Raw genomic sequence first — 4,859 nt, 5'->3', positions numbered from 1 at the left:
GCGCGGCGTCGGCGGCGGTCTCGGCGGCGGCCAACTCGCCGCCGGCGACGGCGAGCGCGGCCGGGTCCTCGGGCGGGACCAGCCGGCCCCCGGTGGACCGGTGGATCTCCTGGGCGGTGCCGCCCTCGGCGGCGACCGAGCCGAGCACCGGGCGGGCGGCGACGAAGTAGGAGGTGAGCTTGGACGGCAGGCTCATGTCGAGGACGCTGGCGCGCTGGGTGACGACGAGGGCGTCGGCGGCGGCCAGCACGTCGGGGAACTCGGCCTCCGGCGCCGGCGGCAGGAAGTCCACGTTGGGCAGCCCGGCGGCGAGTTCGACGAGCCGCTCGCGCTGGTTGCCGTCGCCCATCAGCACGATCCGCAACTCGGGTGCGTGGCGGGCGGTTTCGACCAGCACGTCGAGGCCCTGCTTGAGGCCCATGTTGCCGGAGTGCAGCAGCACGGTCCGGCCGTCGGCCCAGCCGAGCCGGGCCCTGGTCTCCGCCCTGGGCGTCGAAGGGCCGGCGACGTGCGACCAGTTGGGGACGAGCCTGATGCGGTCGTCCGGCACGCCGAGCGCGCGCACCCGCTCCCGGAAGCTCTCGTGGATGATGCCGACCAGGGTGGCGTCCCGCAGCATCCGGCGCTCCACCGCCGAGGCCGCGGCGGCCGCCCGGCCCCCGCCGCTGATGCCGCTCTGCGCGGCGGCGGCGCCCATCAGGTCCTGGACGATGGGCAGATAGGGCGCGCCGTGCCGGCGGGCGAGCCGGGCGGCGAGCAGCCCGCCGGCCAGGCTGGGCACCTGCGCGACCACGGCGTCGGGGCGGCCCATCGAGGGCGGGGCGAGCAGGCCGTGGGCGAGGATCGTGGCCTCGTAGAGGGCGCGGCGCAGGGCGGTCTGACGCGGCGGCACCGAATGCCGCCGGCGGTGTATCAGAACCCCCGCCCGAGCGTCCACGCTGCGCCACTTTCCGCGATAGGCCGGATCGATGCGCCAGGAAGGATAGTGCGGCATGCCCGCCAACACATGGACCTCGGCCTGGCGTTCCGCGGCCCAGTGCTCGGCGAGCTGCGTGGCGTAGGGACCGATGCCGGCCTGCTCGGGCGCGTAGTTGGTCGACACGAGCAGCAACCGCTCATGCGCGGCGGCACGGTCGGGCATGGTGCTTGCGCACATCGTAGAGGGCCTCCCCCTGATCTCCCTCCCCCGTGGGTGACGAGCGTTCAGCCTATCCCCAAAATTTGCACACGACGTCAGCATCTGGCCCTGTTCTGTGAGGACTTGGAGCTAAGGTGGGACATCCTCTTCCGCACCGGGCCAGTGGGGGGTTCCGTCCGACATGCCGCATGCCGTCCGCCATACCGTGGGCTACGCGCCCGGCGTCTACGACCTCTTCCACGTCGGGCACCTCAACATCCTCAGGCACGCCAGGAGCCACTGCGACTACCTGGTGGCCGGCGTCGTCTCGGACGAGATGGCCGAACTGGCCAAGGGGCGGCCGCCGGTGATCCCGCTGGTGGAGCGGCTGGAGATCGTGCGGAGCATCCGCTTCGTGGACGCGGCGTTCGTGGAGACCGTGCCCGACAAGCTGGAGACCTGGCAACAGGTGCGGTTCGACGTGCTGTTCAAGGGGGACGACTGGCGCGGCACGCCGCGCGGCGAGCGGTTGGAGCGCGACTTCGCCACGGTGGGCGTCGAGATCGTCTACTTCCCCTACACGGTGCACACGTCGAGCACTCAGCTGCGGGCCGCGCTGTCCGCGTTGACGGCGGACAGCTCGCGGAACCACTTGACGGAGAACGCGGCGCAGAAGGCCACGTAGCAGCAGGCCAGCGCCGTGTAGCCGAGGCGGAACGCCCGCTCGTCGCCGAGCAGCAGGAAGACCGCGCACATCACCCCGTAGTCCACGGGCAGCAGCGCCACGGCGCGCAGCCTGGACGGCGCGGGCGCGGGCGCGCCCGGCTCCCGCCTGGGCTTGAGCTTGTCGGTGAGCAGCCCGCCGAAGAACACCAGTACGGCGGCGAGTTGGAAGACCAGCGGCACCAGCAGCCAGCCGTCGGACGGCAGTGCGAAGTGGCGGTGGAAGGTGATCAGCACGGCGCCGTGCAGCGCGGTGATCTTGGCGCAGTCGACGGCGTGGTCGAGCCACTCCCCCGCCGGGCTCGACTGGCCACGCAGCCTGGCCAGTTGGCCGTCGGCCGAGTCCAGCGCGAAGCCGAGCACCAGCGCCGCGTAGACGCCCAACGCCAGCGGCCAGGACGGCGGCAGGGCGGCCAGCGCGCCCACCCCGGCGAAGCTGAACACCGCGCTGACGACCGTGACCTGGTTGGGCGTCAGGCCGAGCCGGTAGCCGGCGGCGGCGAGCCGCCGCCCCAACGGGCGGTTGACGTAGCGCGAGTAGAGCGACACGCCCTTGGCGGTCTTCTGCGCCCCCCGCAGCCGTTCGAGCGCCGCCCCGTAGCTCAGTTCAGCCACCATCGCTCACCTGGTCCCCACCTGTCCGACACCTGTCCCGACCCACACTCGCCACCGGATCCGGCGTCCCCCACAATGCGTGGCATCATCGCATGGGCCGATAGCATGCGGGGGCCACTGCGGCCATCCGGTGGGGCCCACAGGTGACCGAGAACGGGGAGGACCGACGATGCGGCTGCGAGCACGGCTGTCGACGACCGCGGCAGGGCTGACGGCAGTCCTCGCACTGACGGCGAGCCTGTCGGGCTGCATGACGGTGCACGGCGAGGAGGCCATCGTGCCCGCGCTCACCACCGAGGAGGCCGAGGCGGCCCTCGATCACTACGTCGAGGTCTACAACGAGGCGAAGCCGGCCAACGACGCGGAGCTCAACGCCACCGTCGAGACCGGCGGGCTCGGCGCCATCAACGGCGCGACGCTCACCGCCAAGGCGGGCGCGATCGCCGACGCCGAGGAGCGGGGCGACGAGCAGATCACCCAGCAGATCACCGAGGCGTACGGGCCCGAGTCCTTCACGCCGCTCGAACTCAGCGACGTCCAGTACCACATACCGGAACAGGCGGGCTGGCCGAAGTTCTTCGTGGCCGACGCCAGGACCAACCTGGCGGACAGCCGCTGGCTGCTGGTCTTCACCCGCGACGCCATCGACGAGGACTGGCGGGCCTCCTACCTGGCGCAGGTGCCTGGCGCCCAGCTCCCCGAGCTGGCCGACGAGGAGAACGGCGCGCTGGTCGACATCCCGGCCGCCGGCGACGAGGGCGACGACCTCGTCGTGCCGCCTGGCGAGCTGAGCGCGGCCTACGCCGAGTACCTGTCGAGCAACGGCCAGGGCGAGGCGGGCGAGTTCGCCGAGGGCCGCTACACCAGCGACGCCCTGGCGAGCCGGGCCGAGTCCAACGCCAGCGCCGCGTTCCGCACCGAGTTCATCGACGAGGCCGCCGAGGGCGAGGAGTACGCGCCGGTCGCGATGCGCACGGCCGACGGCGGCGCGCTGGTCTTCTTCACCACCCAGCACGGCAGCAAGCAGACGGTGGCGGAGGGCGAGTCCCCGGCCGAGGTGCTTCAGCTGGACCCGGCGACGCTGGCCCTGATGGAGGGCGACGCGCAGCGCGCCGTCACGTGGGAGCGGGTCGCCACCCAGGTTGCGTACGTGCCGGCCGGCGAGGGTCCCGTGCAGATCCTGAGCCAGATCAGGGGCGCCACGGCGGTCGCCGGCGAGTAGCGGGGGTCGCGCCTGGCCCTCAGGGCCAGGCGGGCGCCGGCAGCGCCGCGCAGGCGTCGGTCAGCGCCTCGAGCAGCGTCAGCGGCTCGGGCAACGGCCGCTCGACGCCGTGCACCCAGCGGACGGCGGCGGTGGGGGCGCCGCCCGGCGTGCGGGAGGGCGGCACCAGCACATAGCTGCCGCGGCAGTGCCAGCGGAGCCCCGGATGCTCGTCCATCGTCTCCGGATGGCAGTCGAGCTCACACGGCCACCACTCGTCCTCGTCGTCCGGGGTGCCGCGGGTGGCCGTGAAGAACAGCATCCGGTCGTCCACGACGGCGACGGGACCGACCTCGGTGCCGGCCTCCGCCAACCGCTCGAGCGCCACCCGGCCGGCGGCGGCCGGCACGTCGAGCACGTCGTGCGACTCGCCGGTGGCCGTCACGAAGTTCGCCTGCGGGGCGGCGTGCAACCAGCGAAGGACCTGGTCACGGTCGGTGGTGGCCTGCGTCTGCCAGGCCAGGGACACGGGATGCCGGCCGGGGCTCGGACAGCCGATGCGTTCGCAGGAACACCCGTAGTCGTCGGGATGCGCGGCCGGCGCCAGAGGAAACCCGGCCTCCGCGGCGGCGAGCAGCAGCTCTTCCCTCTCCTTCGCCGCGGCTGCCCCGGCGGCGGCCTCCCTGGCCCCGCGACGCAACCACCGAGGGAGTCTGCTCTCGCGTTCCATGGTCCCCCTACCGCCTCACCAGTGTTTCCCGAAGCGTGGAGCACGGACGCACCACGCTTTATTCCGCGAACCCGGGTTGTAAGTTGTAACGAACCATCCTGCCCTGCGGTCGGCCCCGATGGGTAATCGGTCCCACGGCGCGGGCCCCCTCGGCACCGCGAGGATTTCCCCCACCCACCCACCCTTTTCCACGCGCTGACGCGCGGCGCGGCCGCTGGCCCCTGCGGGGCCCCGCGCTCCCCGCGCTTCGCGCGGAAGGCGCCGGCTGCCGGCGGCTCTGTCCCTCGGCGCTCCGCGCCGGGGGTGCCCCGCGCTCCGCGCGGGGAAGCATCGGGCCCGGCGCTCCACGCGAGGTCTCCCCGCCCACCCGCCCCTTCTCGCGCTGCGCGCGACGCGGCAGCCGGCCCGGGCCGCGAGGCGCCGGCCGGCCCGGCGCGCCCCGCACGGAGCGCACAAAAGAGCGGGTAGGTGGG

5 protein-coding genes are annotated in these 4,859 nt (G+C 73.4%); 2 read left to right on the top strand and 3 right to left on the bottom strand.

Annotated elements, in window-relative coordinates; genetic code table 11:
* On the bottom strand, positions 1–1,141 hold a 1,141-nt coding region (locus ACYVPE_RS39305), incomplete at its 3' end, for a glycosyltransferase family 4 protein (protein ID WP_461038644.1).
* Between the two features lie 178 nt (positions 1,142–1,319).
* Here ACYVPE_RS39305 and ACYVPE_RS39300 point away from each other — a divergent pair.
* Positions 1,320–1,802, top strand: a complete 483-nt coding sequence (locus ACYVPE_RS39300) for an adenylyltransferase/cytidyltransferase family protein (RefSeq protein WP_461038643.1) — start codon at positions 1,320–1,322, stop codon at positions 1,800–1,802.
* On the opposite strand, the gene ACYVPE_RS39295 is transcribed toward ACYVPE_RS39300, so the two are convergent.
* A complete protein-coding gene (locus ACYVPE_RS39295) occupies positions 1,718–2,458 on the bottom strand; it encodes a CDP-alcohol phosphatidyltransferase family protein (protein WP_461038642.1) in 741 nt (246 codons plus the stop codon). The genes ACYVPE_RS39300 and ACYVPE_RS39295 overlap by 85 nt on opposite strands.
* 166 nt (positions 2,459–2,624) lie before the next feature.
* On the opposite strand from ACYVPE_RS39295, the gene ACYVPE_RS39290 reads away from it, so the two are divergent.
* Entirely contained in the window at positions 2,625–3,677 is a 1,053-nt protein-coding gene (locus ACYVPE_RS39290) for a hypothetical protein (RefSeq protein ID WP_461038641.1), read from the top strand.
* A 19-nt stretch (positions 3,678–3,696) separates the two neighbouring features.
* Here ACYVPE_RS39290 and ACYVPE_RS39285 read toward each other — a convergent pair whose 3' ends face one another.
* Complete coding sequence (locus tag ACYVPE_RS39285; protein WP_461038640.1) at positions 3,697–4,386, bottom strand: bifunctional DNA primase/polymerase; 690 nt, start codon at positions 4,384–4,386, stop codon at positions 3,697–3,699.
* Positions 4,387–4,859 lie beyond the last annotated feature (473 nt).

This window comes from Streptomyces mayteni, assembly GCF_054783955.1.
The sequence above is the reverse complement of the archived record's forward strand: the minus strand, read 5'-3'. Positions and strand labels throughout refer to the sequence as shown.

Excerpts from the sequence above, each read along its gene's own strand:
- ACYVPE_RS39285 (WP_461038640.1), bottom strand. The coding sequence starts at position 4,386 with ATGGAACGCGAGAGCAGACTCCCTCGGTGGTTGCGTCGCGGGGCCAGG.
- ACYVPE_RS39295 (WP_461038642.1), bottom strand. The coding sequence starts at position 2,458 with ATGGTGGCTGAACTGAGCTACGGGGCGGCGCTCGAACGGCTGCGGGGG.
- ACYVPE_RS39290 (WP_461038641.1), top strand. The coding sequence starts at position 2,625 with ATGCGGCTGCGAGCACGGCTGTCGACGACCGCGGCAGGGCTGACGGCA.
- ACYVPE_RS39300 (WP_461038643.1), top strand. The coding sequence starts at position 1,320 with ATGCCGCATGCCGTCCGCCATACCGTGGGCTACGCGCCCGGCGTCTAC.